The sequence below is a fragment of the Faecalibacterium sp. Marseille-Q4137 genome, assembly GCF_017377535.1.
GTDB classification, from domain to species: domain Bacteria; phylum Bacillota; class Clostridia; order Oscillospirales; family Ruminococcaceae; genus Faecalibacterium; species Faecalibacterium duncaniae.
Genome location: NZ_JAFREK010000021.1, coordinates 1 through 16750, shown reverse-complemented (window position 1 = coordinate 16750; position 16750 = coordinate 1). Strand labels below are relative to the sequence as shown.

General features: G+C 59.6%; 16 protein-coding genes. 15 read left to right on the top strand and 1 reads right to left on the bottom strand.

Annotated elements, in window-relative coordinates; all coding sequences use genetic code 11:
- The first annotated feature begins 2 nt into the window (after nt 1–2).
- The 3 genes from J3353_RS09775 (at nt 3) to J3353_RS09765 (ending at nt 2517) form a co-directional block, all read left to right on the top strand.
- Entirely contained in the window at nt 3–485 is a 483-nt protein-coding gene (locus tag J3353_RS09775) for a small multi-drug export protein (RefSeq protein WP_207684754.1), read from the top strand.
- A gap of 224 nt (nt 486–709) precedes the next feature.
- Nucleotides 710–2098, top strand: a complete 1389-nt coding sequence (locus J3353_RS09770) for a Sapep family Mn(2+)-dependent dipeptidase (RefSeq protein ID WP_156061785.1) — start codon at nt 710–712, stop codon at nt 2096–2098.
- Nucleotides 2098–2517 (top strand): DUF3842 family protein, encoded by a 420-nt coding sequence (locus tag J3353_RS09765; RefSeq protein ID WP_098923257.1) that lies wholly within the window; start codon nt 2098–2100, stop codon nt 2515–2517. The genes J3353_RS09770 and J3353_RS09765 overlap by 1 nt, the downstream gene beginning before the upstream one ends.
- Nucleotides 2518–2658: 141 nt before the next feature.
- On the opposite strand, the gene epsC is transcribed toward J3353_RS09765, so the two are convergent.
- Entirely contained in the window at nt 2659–3330 is a 672-nt protein-coding gene (epsC, locus tag J3353_RS09760) for a serine O-acetyltransferase EpsC (RefSeq protein ID WP_005929282.1), read from the bottom strand.
- Nucleotides 3331–3812: 482 nt separating this feature from the next.
- Here epsC and J3353_RS09755 point away from each other — a divergent pair, with 482 nt between their 5' ends.
- The 12 genes from J3353_RS09755 (at nt 3813) to J3353_RS09700 (ending at nt 16601) form a co-directional block, all read left to right on the top strand.
- Nucleotides 3813–5003 (top strand): dihydroorotase family protein, encoded by a 1191-nt coding sequence (locus J3353_RS09755; RefSeq protein WP_005929278.1) that lies wholly within the window; start codon nt 3813–3815, stop codon nt 5001–5003.
- A 119-nt stretch (nt 5004–5122) separates the two neighbouring features.
- The gene (pyrF, locus tag J3353_RS09750) at nt 5123–5989 is read left to right on the top strand and encodes an orotidine-5'-phosphate decarboxylase (RefSeq protein ID WP_117506121.1); all 867 of its coding nucleotides are present in this window, start codon (nt 5123–5125) and stop codon (nt 5987–5989) included.
- Complete coding sequence (locus J3353_RS09745; protein ID WP_005929274.1) at nt 5970–6743, top strand: dihydroorotate dehydrogenase electron transfer subunit; 774 nt, start codon at nt 5970–5972, stop codon at nt 6741–6743. The genes pyrF and J3353_RS09745 overlap by 20 nt, the downstream gene beginning before the upstream one ends.
- Nucleotides 6743–7669, top strand: a complete 927-nt coding sequence (locus J3353_RS09740) for a dihydroorotate dehydrogenase (protein WP_005929272.1) — start codon at nt 6743–6745, stop codon at nt 7667–7669. The genes J3353_RS09745 and J3353_RS09740 overlap by 1 nt, the downstream gene beginning before the upstream one ends.
- A 136-nt stretch (nt 7670–7805) precedes the next feature.
- On the top strand, nt 7806–8399 hold the full coding sequence (pyrE, locus tag J3353_RS09735; RefSeq protein ID WP_097772757.1) for an orotate phosphoribosyltransferase: 594 nt from the start codon (nt 7806–7808) through the stop codon (nt 8397–8399).
- Between the two features lie 34 nt (nt 8400–8433).
- A complete protein-coding gene (locus J3353_RS09730; protein WP_154277555.1) occupies nt 8434–9543 on the top strand; it encodes a carbamoyl phosphate synthase small subunit in 1110 nt (369 codons plus the stop codon).
- 1 nt (nt 9544) lies between these two features.
- Nucleotides 9545–12796: a carbamoyl-phosphate synthase large subunit gene (gene carB / locus J3353_RS09725; protein ID WP_207684753.1), complete on the top strand. Its 3252-nt coding sequence runs from the start codon at nt 9545–9547 to the stop codon at nt 12794–12796.
- Between the two features lie 140 nt (nt 12797–12936).
- A complete protein-coding gene (locus tag J3353_RS09720) occupies nt 12937–13248 on the top strand; it encodes an HU family DNA-binding protein (RefSeq protein ID WP_005929264.1) in 312 nt (103 codons plus the stop codon).
- Nucleotides 13249–13377: 129 nt separating this feature from the next.
- On the top strand, nt 13378–14565 hold the full coding sequence (locus J3353_RS09715; protein WP_005929262.1) for a DEAD/DEAH box helicase: 1188 nt from the start codon (nt 13378–13380) through the stop codon (nt 14563–14565).
- Between the two features lie 191 nt (nt 14566–14756).
- Nucleotides 14757–15410: a MerR family transcriptional regulator gene (locus tag J3353_RS09710; protein WP_207684752.1), complete on the top strand. Its 654-nt coding sequence runs from the start codon at nt 14757–14759 to the stop codon at nt 15408–15410.
- Entirely contained in the window at nt 15391–15702 is a 312-nt protein-coding gene (locus J3353_RS09705) for a heavy metal-binding domain-containing protein (protein WP_005929259.1), read from the top strand. The genes J3353_RS09710 and J3353_RS09705 overlap by 20 nt, the downstream gene beginning before the upstream one ends.
- Nucleotides 15699–16601, top strand: a complete 903-nt coding sequence (locus tag J3353_RS09700; RefSeq protein ID WP_207684751.1) for a CPBP family intramembrane glutamic endopeptidase — start codon at nt 15699–15701, stop codon at nt 16599–16601. Before J3353_RS09705 ends, J3353_RS09700 begins: the two co-directional genes overlap by 4 nt.
- The last annotated feature ends 149 nt before the right edge of the window (nt 16602–16750 follow it).

The window sequence follows — 16750 nt, the reverse complement described above, 5'->3', positions numbered from 1 at the left end:
GGATGCTCAAGTATTATCTGATGGTGTTTTTTGTCTCGATGGTGCCGGTCATTGAACTGCGCGGTGCCATTCCGATCGGGCTGGGCATGGGCCTGCCCGCCCTGCCCACCTATCTGGTCTGCGTGCTCGGCAATATGCTGCCGGTGCCCTTTATCTATCTGTTTGCCCGCAAGTTCCTCATCTGGGGCTACCACAAACCGGTCATCGGGCCGGTGTGCAAGTTCTTCATCACCAAGGGGGAAAAGGGCGGCCGCAAACTGGAGGAAAAGGCCGGCAAGGGCCTGACCGTTGCCCTGCTGCTCTTTGTGGGGATTCCGCTGCCCGGCACCGGTGCCTGGACCGGCACGCTGGCAGCCTCCATTCTGGACATGAAGTTCAAGGATGTTCTCATTGCCTGCATGGGCGGTGTGCTGCTGGCGGGCATCATCATGGGCCTGGCCAGCGCCGGTGTGTTGGGCGCGGCCAGCAGCCTGTTTGCAGTGTGACAGATAGGAGAATAAATCTCTCCGTCGCGGGCTTTGCCGCGACAGCTCCCCTGATAGGGAAACCAAGTCCTGCCTCGCCTATTAGGAGAGGTGGCATCGAGCGATAGCGATGATGACGGAGAGGTTTCGTACAGAAGCAGGCTGCCGAAGGCTGGCAAAAGCGCTTTAAGTGTGTTACAATAAACAGTAACGTGTCGTTACGACAAAGAAAGGACGAAGCAATCATGGATCAGGCATTGAATCAGAAGATCGACGCCTTTATTGCGGCGAACAAGGAGCAGATTCTGGAGGACATCGCGGCGCTGGTGGCCATCAACAGTGTGGAGGGCACCCCGACCGAGGAAGCTCCCTTTGGTGAGGGCCCCCGCGCGGCGCTGGACAAGACGCTGGAGCTGGCTGCAGGCATGGGTCTGGCGACCCGCAACTGCGAGAACTACATCGGCTATGCCGAGCTGGCCGGTGCAGACCCCGAGAAGTATCTGGCAACCATCTGCCATGTGGATGTGGTGCCCGTGGGCAACGGCTGGAGCCAGGACCCCTTCAAGATGCAGATCCGGGACGGCTGGATGATCGGCCGTGGTGTGGCTGATGACAAGGGCCCCATGGTGGCTACCCTGTACGCCCTGAAGTTCCTCAAGGAGGAGGGCGTTTCCCTGCGGTATCCCATCCGCGCAATGGTTGGTGACAACGAAGAGACCCACATGAACGATGTGGAATATTACCTCAAGAACTACCCGGCCCCGGTGTTCTGCTTCACTCCGGATGCAGAGTTCCCGGTGTGCAACGGCGAGAAGGGCCATTTCGGTGCGGAGCTGGTCAGCCCGGTCTGCAACGGTGAGATCAAGGAGTTTGAGGGCGGCGTTGCCAACAATGCAGTCCCCGACCGCGCCAGCGCACTGGTAGAGACTGACATCACCAAGCTGAAAAATGCCCCCAACATCACGCTGGAGCCGGAAGGCAATGGGGTGCGTATCCGGGGCTGGGGCAAGAGCGGCCATGCCGCCATGCCCGAGGGCACGGTCAACGCCATCGGTCTGGTGGTGAACTACCTGCTGGACAACGGTCTGTGCAACGATGCAGAGCGCGCCTATCTGGAAGCCCTGAAAAAACTGCACGCTTCCACCGCAGGCACCGGCCTGGGCATCGACTGCGCCGACGGCCCCTTCGGCCCCCTGACCATCATCGGCGGCCGCATCTTCATGCGGGAGGGCCGGATCGTCCAGACCATGGACAGCCGTTACCCCACCTGCACCAACGCCGAGAAGATGAAGGAGCAGATCAAAGCTGCCATTGGCACGGGTGCTTCTCTGGAGAAGGCCGAGGGTGCCGAGCCCTTCTATATCGCAGCCGATACCCCCGCCATCAAGGCCTGCATCGAGACCTACAACGAGGTCACCGGCGAGAATGCCACGCCCTTTACCATGGGCGGCGGCACCTATGCCCGCCACTTCCCCTATGCGGTGAGCTTTGGCCCCGAGCACGAGGACATGGTGCTGCCTGAGTTCGGCGGCCCGATGCACGGTGCCAACGAGGCAGCTCCCATCGATAAGCTGCTGGAGGCCCTGAAGATCTACATCATCGCCCTGTTGCGGCTGGAGGAGATCGACTTCTGATGAACGTTCTGGTCATTGACGGCCAGGGCGGCGGTCTGGGCCGCCAGCTGGTGGCGGCCATCTCTGCCGCCTGCCCGGAAGCCCGGCTGACCGCCGTGGGCACCAACAGCCTTGCGACTTCGGCCATGCTCAAGGCGGGGACGGTCCGCGCCGCCACCGGCGAGAACGCCGTGGTCGTGAACTGCCGCACCGCGGATGTTATCGTGGGGCCCATCGGCATTGTGATCGCCGATGCGCTGCTGGGCGAAATCACCCCCGCCATGGCGGCGGCAGTCTGCCAGAGCCCTGCCCGGCGGGTGCTGGTGCCCATCAACCACTGTGAGAACATCGTGGTGGGCGTGCCCGACCAGCCCATCGGCCAGCTGGTGGCGGCAGCGGCACAAAAGGTCAAAGAACTGGCTGAAACTCCTTGTAAATAACAGAAAAGCAGCTGCGTTCCGTGTGTGCGGAGCGCAGCTGCTTTCATTTTGTAGAAGCTTTGTTCAGTTTTTGCGGATAGTACCGCCATGCCAGCGGCTCCCCTATGAGGAAAGCTGGCACGCAAAGTGGGACCGAGAGGTTCAGCGCTGCTGTTTCTGGATGACCTCGTGGATGCTGGGGGGCACATCCCCCTGCGCGTCCTTTTCCAGCCTGCTGATGCGGCGGTCCAGCTCGGTGAGGCGCTGGGCCATGACATCCGGCAGATCCTGCTGGTCCAGGTCATCGGCGGGGTTGACGGCCTTGTTGTTGATGCGCACCACCTCGGCGGGCACGCCCACGGCGGTGCAGTTGGCGGGCAGGTTGCGCAGCACAACGCTGCCTGCGCCGATGCGGGCGTTATCGCCGATATACACCGGGCCCAGCACCTTGGTGCCCGCGCCGATCAGCACATTGTTGCCCAGGGTGGGGTGGCGCTTGCCGGTGTCCTTGCCGGTGCCGCCCAGCGTCACGCCGTGGTAGATGGTGCAGTTATCGCCGATCACGGTGGTCTCGCCGAACACGATGCCCATGCCGTGGTCGATGAACAGGCACCTGCCGATCTGGGCACCGGGGTGGATCTCGATGCCGGTCTTGTGGCGGCCGTGCTGGCTGACCCAGCGGGCAAGGAAAAAGTGCCCGTGCTCATACAGCCAGTGGGCAATGCGGTGGTAGACCAGGATATGGAAGCCGGGGTACAGCAGGATGACCTCCAGCACGCTGCGTGCGGCGGGGTCTTTGCGCTGGATGTTCCGTGCGTCCTCCAATAAGCTCATGTGGGGAACCCTCCCTTTTGTTCAGCCGCCTCGGTGCGGCCCTCTCTTTTTGACAGATACTATAATAACACATGCAAACTTCAATGTACAGTGCTTTGGTAGGAATTGACGGAGAAAAATCCCCCTCCACGCAGGGATTATGGGGCGGGAAACGGGTTTTCGGTAGAGTAGCCAAAATTCCGGGAGATACAGTCAAAACCTTTTCACACAGGAATCTTACAGAAAGCATTGACACATTTTGCGTTTCTATGATAAAATATAATGAAAACAAATGCGAAGGAAAAGGAGAAGCGGACGAATGCTGTCAAAAATGAACGCTGAACTGAAAAAGCAGTTTGCAGCCGTTTTTGCGGTGGGTTCCGTGTTTCCTTTTTTCGCTTTTTGAACTTTTCCGTTTGTGGAAAAGTTCTTTTTTTTGCCTGTCCGCGGGCTGCAATGCCCGCATCCGCCCATCCGAAATACGAACAGGGAGGTAAAAGAATATGCTGCTCATCAACGCTGTAAACGCTGCGGGCCGCCCGGTGGAGCTTTTCGTGAAAGACGGAAAGATCGCCGCCGTGGGTCAGGATCTTTCCGCACTGGCCGGGGAGGGGGAGACTGTCCTCGATGCCGGCGGGCTGACCGTGCTGCCCGCCTTTGTGGACCTGCACTGCCACTGGCGCACCCCGGGCTTTGAATATAAGGAGGACATCGCCACCGGAAGCATGGCTGCGGCCGCAGGCGGCTACACCTTTGTCAACCTGATGCCCAACACAAAGCCCGTCTGCTCCTCTGCCGCACAGGCAGCCATGGTGGAGCAGAAGGCCGCCGAGGTGGGCCTGTGCGATGTGAACCAGACCGTTTCCATCACCGAGAACTTTGACGGCAAGACCATCGACCACCTCAAGACCCTGCCCGCCAGCGTGAAGTTCATCACCGAGGATGGCCACGGTGTGCAGGACAACGCCACCATGGCCCGGGCCTTTGCCATCTGCACCCAGCGGGATATCACTGTGATGAGCCACGCCGAGGATATGGAGATCAGCCCCTGGGATTACCGGCTGGCTGAAGACCTGGAGACCGTGCGCAACTGCTGGCTGAGCGAGTACTACCAGACCAGGCTGCACATGTGCCACGTTTCCACCCGGGGCGCGCTGGAGGCCATCCAGATGGCAAAGCTGCGCGGCGCACCTGTGACCTGCGAGGTGACCCCGCATCACCTGTGGTTCAACAATGAGACCTGCGATTACCGGGTCAACCCGCCCATCCGCACTGCGGATGATGTGCAGGCGCTCATCGATGGTATCCGTTCCGGTGTGGTGGATGCCATTGCCACCGACCACGCTCCCCACTCCGAGGAGGACAAGCTGAAGGGCATGGCCGGTATGGTGGGCAGCGAGACCGCCTTTGGGGTCTGCTACACCAAGCTCTGCAGGGAAGAGGGCCTGCCGCTGGAACTGCTGGTGCACCTGATGAGCACCCGCCCGGCAGAGATCCTGGGCCTTGCCAAGGGCCAGCTGGAGCCCGGCTACGATGCAGACTTCGTGCTGGTGGATCTCGACACCCCCTACACTGTGGACAAAGAAAAGCTGCACTCCAAGAGCCATAACTGCCCCTTTGATGGTGCACAGCTCTACGGCAGGGTCTATGCTACCATCAAGGGCGGCAAGCTGACCTATCAGGCGGAGGAATAAAAGTCAGAACGTATCACTTCACCTCTTTGCCAAGGGCTCCCCTACTAGGGGAGCTGGCAGCGCGTCAGCGCTGACTGAGAGGTTTAATTCGTAATAAGAGAGTATGGAGGAACCCGACAATGACAAACATGGACAAGCTTTACGAAGCAGTTGCAGCCCGCGGCCCGGTATGTGTGGGTCTGGACACTGATTTCAGCTACCTGCCCGCTGACTTTGTGGACACCACCCTGACCAAGGGGGAGAACATCGTCCGCTTCAACAAGAAGCTCATCGATGCCACCAAGGCTGTGGCTGGCTGCTACAAGGTGCAGATCGCATACTACGAGTCCCTGGGTCTGGAGGGCATGAAGGCCTACGCCGAGACCCTGGCCGCTGTCCGCGAGGCCGGTATCCCTGTCATCGCCGATATCAAGCGCGGCGATATCGCCAAGACCGCCGAGATGTACGCCATGGGTCACTTCACCGGCGACTTCGAGTCCGATTTCGTCACCCTGGCCCCCTACATGGGTCTGGATTCCATCAGCCCCTACCTGCCCTATGCCGAAAAGCAGGGCAAGGGTATGTTCGTCCTCTGCCGCACCTCCAACGGCGGTGCCAAGGACTTTGAGTATGAGAAGCTGGCAGACGGCCGCCACGTCTACGATCTGGTGGGCGACAAGCTGAACGCTCTGGGCAAGGACTACATGGGCGAGCACGGCTACTCCTCCATCGGTCTGGTCATCGGCGGCACCCACATCGAGGAGGCCACCGAGATCCGCGCCAAGTATCAGGACAGCTTCTTCCTCATCCCCGGCTACGGCGCACAGGGCGGCAAGGCGGAGGATATTGCCCAGTACCTGACCAAGGGCAACGGCGGCGTGGTCAACTCCAGCCGCGGCATCCTGCTGGCCTACAAGAAGCAGCCCGGCGTGGCCTTTGATGAGGCCGCTTACAACGAGTGTGTGAACATGAAGGAGGCCATTGCTCATGCGTGCAGCCTGCTGTGAAGCCACCGTTCTGAGCCATGAGAGCATCCTGCCGGACATCCGGCTCCTGCGTGCCCTCTGGCCTGACCGGGAACATGCCCCCCACGCCGGGCAGTTCTTTACCCTGCGTGCCTGGGGTGCCGATGAGGCCCCCTTCCTGTCCCGCCCCATCAGCGTGCACAAGTGGGAGCCGGAGACCCAGACCATTGAGTTCCTGTATCAGGTCATCGGCGAAGGCACTCACAAAATTGCCCAGCTGAAGACCGGCGATACCTTCCAGCTGACCGGCCCCATGGGCAACGGCTTTGATATCCCGGCCCTGGCCGAACAATACCATAAGATCGCTGTGGTGGGCGGCGGCATTGGCACCGCCCCCATGTATCAGGTCACCCGGGAACTGGCAGCTGCCGGTGTTAAGCCGGACGTGTTCTTCGGCTTCCGGGATACCCCCTACTGCATGGAGGAGTACCGCTCTATTGCAAATGTGGTAAAGGTCTCCACCGATACCGGCGCGGTGGGTTTCCACGGCTTTGTGACCCAGCTGTATGACCCGGCAGATTACGATGCCGTGCTGATCTGCGGCCCCACCGTGATGATGAAAAACGCTGCCCGGATCTGTGCCGAAAAGGGCACTCCCTGCTTCGTGAGCCTGGAAAAGAAGATGGCCTGCGGCATTGGTGCCTGCCTTGGCTGCACCTGCGAGACCAAGGGCGGCGAGGGCAAGAGCGTGTGCAAGAATGGCCCGGTCTTTGATGCAACGGAGGTGTTCTTCTGATGGCTGACCTGAAAACAAACCTGCTGGGCTTTGTGATGAACAGCCCGGTCATCGGCGCTTCCGGCACTGTGGGCTACGGTGTGGAGTACGAAGAACTGGCCGATTTTTCCAAGATCGGCGGCATCTCCGGCAAGGGCCTGACCCTGCACGGCCAGTACGGCAACAAGGGTGAGCGCCTGTGGGAGACCCCATCCGGCCTCATCAACAGCATCGGCCTGCAGAACCCCGGCGTTCAGCACTTCATTGACGTGGAGCTGAACGAGATGCTGGAGCTCAAGCAGAAATACGGCACAGTGGCCATTGCCAATCTGGGTGGACACAGTGAGGAAGAGTATGTTGAGGGCGCGGCTCTGCTGAGCGAGAGCGCAGTGGACATCGTGGAGCTGAACATCTCCTGCCCCAACGTCAAGGTGGGCGGCATGGCCTACGGCGTGAAGGCCGAGGCTGCCGGTGAGGTGGTGCGGATGGTCCGCGCGGCCTGCAAAAAGCCCCTGATGGTCAAGCTGAGCCCCCAGGCAGAGAACATCCCCGAGATGTGCAAGGCTGTGGAGGCCGCCGGTGCGGATGCCATCAGCCTGACCAACACCTTCCAGGCCTGCGCCATTGATCTGGAAAAACGCAAGCCGGTGTTCAACAACATCTTTGCCGGTCTGTCCGGCCCGGCGGTGCGGCCCATTGCCCTGCGCATGGTCTGGCAGGCAGTGGGTGCCGTGAACATCCCGGTGGTGGGTCTGGGCGGCATTGCCACCGGCCGTGATGCACTGGAATTCATCATGGCAGGTGCCACGGCGGTACAGGTGGGCGCGGCAAACTTTGCCAACCCCCGCGCCATGGAGACCATTGCCGATGAGATGGCACAGTGGATGGATGCCCACGGCGTGAAAACGCTGGAGGAGATCCGCGGCTGCGCACGAAATGCTGAATAATCGAGCTGATATACCAGAATAACCATGACTTATGCGTATAAAGTGAAAATTTGCGCATAAATTTGCAATTACTGCAAAAGCGTGGTACAATACCGTTCAAAAGATATTTTTCATAAAAAAGAGAGGGAGAACTACAATGAGTGAAGCACTTGAAATTCTGAAGAGCTGTGACGCATTCCTGGAGGGCCATTTCCTGCTCTCCTCCGGCCGCCATTCCAGCGCATACTGCCAGATGGCCTACCTGCAGCAGTACCCTGACCGCTGCGCCGAGGTAATGAAGGCTGTGGCCGATCAGATCAAGAAGCTGGATGTGGATGTCATCGTGGGACCTGCCATGGGCGGCATCGTCTATGCTTACGAGCTGGCCCGCCAGACCGGCAAGCGCGCCATTTTCACCGAGCGCGTGGACAATGTGATGACCCTGAAGCGCTTTGCCATCCAGCCGGGTGAGAAGTGCATCATTGCTGAGGACGTTGTCACCACCGGCATCTCCTCCCTGGAGACCAAGCGCGTGATCGAAGAGGCCGGCGGCATCTGCCTGGGCATCACCTGCGTGGTGGACCGCACCAAGCCCGAGGCTCCGTCTCCCATTCCCATCCTGGCCAGCGCCCTGAAGCTGGACCTGCCCAACTACGCACCCGAGGAGTGCCCCATCTGCAAGGAGGGCAAGCTGCCTCTGGTGCACCTGGGCAGCCGCAAGATGAAGCAGGAAGCCAAGCAGACCCTGTAACTTGACAACAACCGTGTTGAAACAAGGAGTACCTATGAACGCTTATCTTCTTTTGGCAAACGGCATGGTCTTTGCAGGCCAGTCAGTGGGTGCTGAGGGCGTTACCGTGGGCGAAGTCGTCTTTGCCACCGGTATGGTGGGCTTTGAAGAGACCCTGACCGACCCCAGCTACTACGGCCAGATCATCACCCAGACCTATCCCCTCATCGGCAACTACGGCATGAACAAGGACGATATGGAGTCGGACCGCATCTGGGCCAAGGGCTACATTGTGCGCGAGGCCTGCACCACCCCCTCCAACTGGCGCTGTGAGGAGACGCTGGACAGCTTTTTGAAGAAAAACAATACCATCGGCATCGAGGGCATCGATACCCGCCACCTGACCCGCATCATCCGGGAGAGCGGCGTGATGAACGGTGCCATCCTGACCACCTTTGACCCCGCTGACCCTGCCAACAAGGCCGAGACGGAGAAGCTGCTGGAGACCATCCGCGCCTATGCCGTGACGGATGCTGTCAAGAGCGTGACCTGCGAGAAGCCCGAGGTCTTTAACGAGAAGGGCGAGACCCACATCGTGCTGATGCACTACGGCTGCAAGCGCAATATCGTGCGCTGCCTGGTCAAGCGCGGCTGCAAGGTAACGGTGATGCCCGCCTTTGCCACAGCTGAGGAAGTGGCTGCCCTGAACCCGGACGGCATCATGCTGTCCAACGGCCCCGGCGACCCCGCCGAGCCGGTGGAGGTCATCGAGAACCTGAAGCAGATCTTTGCGCTGGGCATCCCCACCTTCGGCATCTGCCTGGGCCACCAGCTGAGCGCTCTGGCCGCTGGTGCCAAGACCATGAAGCTGAAGTATGGCCACCGCGGTGCCAACCAGCCTGTCACTGATTTTGAGTCGGGCCGCACCTTCATCACCAGCCAGAACCACGGCTATGCGGTCGTGGGCGAGGAGCTGCCCGCCGAGATGGGCGAGGTGGCACAGGTGAACGCCAACGACGGCACCTGCGAGGGCATCAAGTACAAGAAGTGGAACTGCTTCACGGTCCAGTTCCACCCGGAAGCCAACGGCGGCCCCAAGGATACGGAGTTCCTGTTTGACCGCTTCCTGAACAACGTCAAAGCAGCCAAAAAGGAGGTGCGCTGAAATGCCCAAGGACCCCAGAATCAAAAAGGTGCTGGTCATCGGCTCCGGCCCCATCATCATCGGCCAGGCCGCTGAGTTCGACTACTCCGGCACCCAGGCGTGCCGCGCCCTGAAAGCAGAGGGCATTGAGACCGTTCTGCTCAACTCCAACCCCGCTACCATTATGACCGACCCCGATGTGGCCGATCATGTCTATATCGAGCCCATGACCCTTGAGGTGGTGGAGCGCATCCTGGAGATCGAGAAGCCCGACTCCGTTCTGCCCAACCTGGGCGGCCAGATGGGCCTGAACCTCTCCATGGAGCTGGCCCGTTCCGGCTATCTGGACCGTACCGGCATCCGCCTGCTGGCCTGCAAGCCTGAGACCATCGACCGCGCCGAGGACCGTGAGCTGTTCAAGGAGACGATGGAAAAGCTGCACCAGCCCATCATCCCCTCTGAGGTCGTGGAGACCCTGCAGGATGCGCTGGCCTGTGCGGACCGCATCGGCTATCCCGTCATTGTCCGCCCTGCCTTTACCATGGGCGGCACCGGCGGCGGTATCTGCGAAAACAAGGAAAAGCTCATCGAGATCGGCACCAACGGCCTGCGGCTTTCCCCCATCCATCAGATCCTGGTGGAAAAGTGCATCGCCGGTTGGAAAGAGATCGAGTACGAGGTCATGCGCGACCACAAGGGCAACGTGATCACCGTCTGCAACATGGAGAACCTGGACCCCGTCGGTATCCACACCGGCGATTCCGTGGTCGTGGCTCCCTCCCAGACCCTGACCGATCACGAGTACCAGATGCTGCGCACCGCCGCACTGGATATCATCACCGAGCTGGGCATTGAGGGTGGCTGCAACTGCCAGTTTGCCCTGAAGCCCGACAGCTACGATTACGCGGTCATCGAGGTCAACCCCCGTGTGTCCCGTTCTTCCGCTCTGGCCTCCAAGGCCACCGGCTACCCCATTGCCAAGGTGGCCACCAAGATCGCCATTGGCTATACGCTGGACGAGATCACCAATGATGTCACCGGCAAGACCTGCGCCTGCTTTGAGCCTGCGCTGGACTACATCGTGGTCAAGTACCCGAAGTGGCCCTTTGATAAGTTCGTCTACGCCGACAAGTCTCTGGGCACCCAGATGATGGCCACCGGCGAGGTGATGAGCATTGGCAACAGCTTTGAGGCTGCCATGATGAAGGCGGTCTCCTCCATCGAGCTGGGCATGGACACCCTGACCCACAAGCCCTTTGAGGAGCTGACCGATGACGAGATCGTGGCCCACCTGCATGTGCAGGATGCGGAGCGCGTGTTCTGTGTCTACGAGGCCCTCAAGCGCGGCATCGACCACGAGACCATCTGGAAGATCACCAAGATCGACTGGTGGTTCCTGGATAAGATGCAGCACCTGGCTGACCTGGAAAAGGGTCTGGCAAAGTGCAACGGTGTTCTGAGCCTGGAGCAGTATCAGACCGCCAAGAAGTATGGTTTCCAGGATAAGACCATCAAGCGTCTGGCACAGGTGGAAGCTCTGCCTGTGGAGAACTACCGCGCCGGTTTCAAGATGGTCGATACCTGTGCTGCTGAGTTCTCGGCCAACACCCCCTACTTCTACTCCACCTACGACGGCGACAACGAGGCCGCCGAGTTCATTGCTGCCAGAGAGGCAGAGGCTGCCGCAAACGGCCAGCCCAAGAAGAAAAAGGTGCTGGTCTTTGGTTCCGGCCCCATCCGCATCGGTCAGGGCATCGAGTTCGACTACTGCTCTGTCCACTGTGTCTGGACCCTGAAGAACCACGGCTGCGAGGCCATCCTCGTCAACAACAACCCCGAGACCGTCTCCACCGACTTTGACACCGGTGACCGTCTGTACTTTGATCCCCTGAACCCGGAGAGTGTGGACAACATCATCGCCACCGAAAAGCCCGATGCCTGCGTTGTCCAGTTCGGCGGCCAGACTGCCATCAAGCTGGCAAAGCACATGGATGAGATCGGCCTGCCCATTCTGGGCACCCCGGCGGATGCCATTGACGAGGCAGAGGACCGTGAGCGCTTTGACGAACTGCTGGAGCGCTGCAACATCCCCCGTGCGCCCGGCCGCACCGTGTTCAATCTGGAGGAGGCTCTGGCTGCCGCCGATGAGATCGGCCTGCCTGTTCTGATGCGTCCCTCCTACGTTCTGGGCGGTCAGAACATGATCGTGGCCTACACCAAAGCCGATGTCATCGAGTACATGGGCGTTATCACCGAGCACGTGGACATGGATCACCCTGTCCTGCTGGATAAGTATATCATGGGTACCGAGTGCGAGGTCGATGCCATCTGTGATGGCGAGAACTTCCTCATCCCCGGCATCATGGAGCAGGTGGAGCGTACCGGTGTCCACTCCGGCGACTCGATCTGTGTCTACCCGGCACAGCATCTGACCCAGGCCGAGATCGACACCATGGTGGATTACACCGGCCGCTTTGCCCGCGAGCTCCACGTCACCGGTCTGGTCAATGTCCAGTACGCTGTTTCCAACGGCAAGGTCTATGTCATCGAGGTCAACCCCCGTTCCTCCCGTACCGTGCCTTACATCTCCAAGGTCACCGGTGTGCCCATGGTGGATCTGGCCGTGCGCTGCTGCCTGGGCGAGAAGCTGGCAGATATGGGCTACGGCACCGGCCTGCACCCCAACGCCCCCTATGTGGCCGTTAAGGTGCCTGTGTTCAGCTTTGAAAAGCTGCACGGCGTGGATACCCAGTTTGGCCCTGAGATGAAGTCTACCGGCGAGGTGCTGGGCATTGCTCCCAACTATCACGATGCCCTGCTCAAGGGCCTGATCGGCGCGGGCTATACCTTTAAGACTCCCGGCCCCGCCTCCTGCTGCATCTTTACCGTGAAGGACAGCGACAAGCCCGAGTTCGTGGATATCGCCTGGAAGCTCAAGAGCATGGGCTACAAGCTGTACGGCACCTCCGGCACTTGTGCATGGCTCAACAAGCACATGGTCCCCTGCAATGAGGTGCGCAACATGTCCGGCGAATCCCCCAACATCGTGGACCTGCTCCAGAGCGGTCTGGTGGACTATGTGTTCTCCACCAGTGCCAAGGGCCGTGACCCCAAGCGCGATTCTGTCCGTCTGCGCCGCAAGGCCGTGGAGCTGAGCATTCCCTGCATCACTGCTGTGGATACCGCCAATGCTCTGGTCGATTGCCTGCGCAGCGACCATGACCTGAAGAATATCCCGCTGGTGGATATTGCAACGCTGTATCATAAAAAATAACGCGCAAAATGTAACTCGTGCGCAATATTGTGCGTTTCGTGCGCAATCTCTCGTAATGAGGGGCTGCATTTGTTATACTCAACAACGCAAAATTTGCCAAAAGACGTTACTTTTGGACGTTCCAGGAGGATATCGATACAATGACTCGTTCCCAGATGATCGAAACCGTGGCACGCAAGACTGGCTTTACCGAAGCACAGGTCGAGACCACGATGGACGCTTTGTTTGACCAGATCGCTGACTGCCTGCGTGCAGACGAGAAGGTGACCATTGCCGGCTTTGGCCGTTTTGAGATGCGTCCCCGCAAGCCCAAGGCTTACACCAACCCCAAGACCAAGGTCTCCAGCCGTCTGGAGTCCACCTCCATCCCTGGCTTCAAGGCCAGCGGCCGTTTCAAGCAGAAGCTGGAAGCAGGCCGTGCCGCCGCTCAGAGCGTGGAAGAGACCGCCTGAGCGCGTACATCCCAGATCCAACCGCAGAGCCGTGCCCCAAAAGGGCACGGCTCTTTTTGCGTGCTGACAAGCGCCGCGTTTCATGGTATACTGAACAAAACAAGGGTAGAAGGATAAGGAGTATCAAACATGCTTTACAGTGAGTTGCAGTGCAGTGAAGCCATCCACAAGGCCGTGGAGCGGATGGGGTTTGCGGAGATGACGGAAATTCAGGAAAAGACCATCCCTGTGATGCTGGCAGGCCGGGATGTGATCGCCAAAGCCCCCACAGGCACCGGCAAGACCTGTGCCTTCGGCATCCCGGTGGCGGAACATATCGACCCGGAAAAAAAGTACCCGCAGGCTGTGATCATGGCCCCCACCCGGGAGCTTGCCCAGCAGATCGCCGAGGAGCTGACCGAGCTGACCTACTTTATGCCTGAGGTGCAGGTGGCCTGCGTGTACGGCGGTGCCAACATGGAAAAGCAGGCCAGGCGTTTGGCAGAGGGCTGCCAGATCGTGGTGGCCACCCCGGGCCGCCTGATGGACCACTATAAGCACCACAGCATCGATCTGGCCCATGTGACCCAGGTGGTGCTGGACGAGGCCGATGAGATGCTGAACATGGGCTTTTATAAGGACGTGCGGCATATCATTGAGCTGATGAAGGCCCGCAAAAGCCTGTCCATGTTCTCCGCCACCATCAGCCGCGAGGTCATGGACATCGGCTGGCTGTATCAGAACAACGCCGAGGAAATCACCGTTCAGCCCAGGGAGGAGAGCCAGCCCAAGATCACCCAGTACATGCTGGAGACCTCCGGCCGCAACAAGCTGTCCGACCTGGCTCAGATCATCATTGGCGAGGGCTACAAGCGGGTCATGGTGTTCTGCGATACCAAGTTCAATACCGCCACCCTGGCCAACCAGCTGGCCCGTCTGGGCTTCTCTGTGGACTGTCTCCACGGCGACCTCTCCCAGAAGGAACGCAACCAGATCATGCAGAACTTCCGGGATGGCAGGCTGGCGATCCTTGTGGCCACCGATGTGGCTGCCCGCGGCATCGATGTTTCGGATGTGGATGCGGTCATCAACTACGATGTCCCCGGCGACAACGAACATTACACCCACCGGATCGGCCGCACCGGCCGCGCCAAAAAGGAGGGCGTGAGCTATCTGTTCTATGTGCCCGAGGAGAAAAAGCGGGTGCAGGAGCTTCTTCGCCTGACCCGCAACACCGACCTGTGTACCCCGGTTCACTTTGATTTCAACCATGAGCGCATCGTGGTGGAGAAAAAGCAGGACAATGCCGATCGGTTCCAGATCAAGTGCTATTTTTAAAGGAAGAAACTCCCCCAGTCTGCTCCGCAGACAGCCCCCTCAAGGAGGGAGCCTGCCCGTACGGTAAGCCTCCCTCTCTGAGGGAGGTGTCGAGCGAATGCGAGACGAAGGGAGTTCTTTTTTCAAAAAACCATTGACCTTCCCCTTTCTGGAAGGTGTAAGATGGTGTCTGTAAGGAGGCTGCGGAGCCAATGAAGATCAACGAGGTGGAAGCCGCCGTGGGCGTGACCAAAAAGAATATCCGCTTTTATGAGGAAGAGGGACTCATCAGCCCCCGGCGGGAGCCCGGCAACGGCTACCGCAGTTACTCGGAGGCGGATATTGAGCGTCTGCGGCGCATCAAACTGCTGCGCAAACTGGATGTGCCGCTGGCCGAGATCCGGCAGATGCTGGAGGGAGAGTGCACGCTGGCTGAGGGAATGTCCCGTCAGCTGGAGCGCCTGCACACCCGCCGCACCGATCTGGACGAGGCAGTGAACTTCTGCGCCCTGCTTCAAAAGGAACCTGTCAGCCTCAATGAACTGGATGTGGAGCAGACGCTGGCGCGCCTGACCGCAAAGGAAGAACAGGGAGTGAGTTTTGTGAACATTGAGCAGACAGACCGGAAAGCAGAACGGGTCCGGGGTGCACTGGTGGGGGCAGGGCTGTTTACGGCCCTGATGCTGTTCATCATGGGCATCATGGTATGGGCCGCCTGCGTGGACCCGGAGGAGACTCCGCCGCTGCCGCTGCTGGTGGTACTATTCGGCATCCCGGCAGGCTGCATCATCGGCACGCTGAAGGTGCTGGTGGATCGTCTCAAAGAGATCGGAAAGGGAGAAGAAGATGCTTATCGTAACTATTAACGAAGTCCCCGGTAAAAAGATCGAGGCTCTGGGGGTGGTGCGGGGCAGCACCGTGCAGAGCCGCAACCTTGGCCACGACATCATGGCCGGGTTCCGTACCCTTGTAGGCGGCGAAGTTACCGACTACGCTGAGATGCTCACCGAGGCCCGGCAGATCGCCACAGGCCGCATGGCAAAGAATGCGGAGGAACTGGGAGCCGATGCTGTGGTTGGGATGCGTTACGCCTCCGCTAGTGTCATGCAGGGTGCGGCAGAGGTCATTGCTTACGGAACGGCGGTGAAATTTGTATGAGTGCAAAAGAAAAACAGGGCTTTTCTATTTATTTCCTGATCGCTTTTGGTCTGGCGTGGCTGTGCCAGGTGGGCGGCTGTATGGCCCTGCTCCAGCAGAAGAATGCCGTGCTGTATCAGCTGGCGTTGATCGGCACCATGTTTTGCCCGCTGCTGGCTGTGCTGCTGGTGCAAAAAGTGTTTCTGCGCCAGCCTGTCGGTATCGGCTGGAAGGTGCAGGGCAAACGACGGTTCTGGCTGGCGGCATGGTTTGGCCCGGCAGTGTTCACCCTGCTGGGCGCAGTGCTGTATTTTGCCGTGTTCCCCTCCCGGCTGGACTTTTCCTGCAGCTGGCTGGTGGCCGCCTACGGCGGTGAGATGGATGCCCAGACCCTGCGCAGCGAGCTGGGGGTCTCCACCCTCAGTTATCTGCTGCAAAACGGGCTGTTTGCGGTGATTCTTGCCCCCGCCATCAATATGTTCCCCGCACTGGGCGAGGAGGCCGGCTGGCGCGGCTACATGATGCCCCGCCTGAAGGAGCGGTTCGGCCTGCTGAATGGTCGTCTGTTGGGCGGCGTTGTGTGGGGTGTCTGGCATTGGCCCCTGATGCTGCTGGTGGGGTACGAGTACGGCACAAACTATCTGGGCGCACCGGTGCTGGGGCTTGTAGTGTGGTGTGTGGTCTGCTTTGCCCTGAACACCCTGCTGGATTTCCTCTACGAGAAAACAGGCTGTATCTGGGTGCCTGCCATTGCGCATGGGGCTTTCAATGCCATTGCGGCGCTGCCGCAGGTACTGATCACCCCGGCAGATGCATATTATAATGTACTGGGTCCCATGCCCATCGGTTTGATCTCTGTGCTGCCCATGCTTGCTGTGGCAGTAGGATTGACCCTGCATCAGATGAAACAGGAACAGTAAGAAGAAAACGCAATCCCCGGCGGTCAGATCGACTGCCGGGGATTTCTGTGCCTATATTATAAATAAGGAAAGCAGGCAGAAAAGTGTCGCAAACCCTGCCCGGAAGCACTCCTTTTGCGAAATATAGAAAAAACTCAAAAAAGATGCAA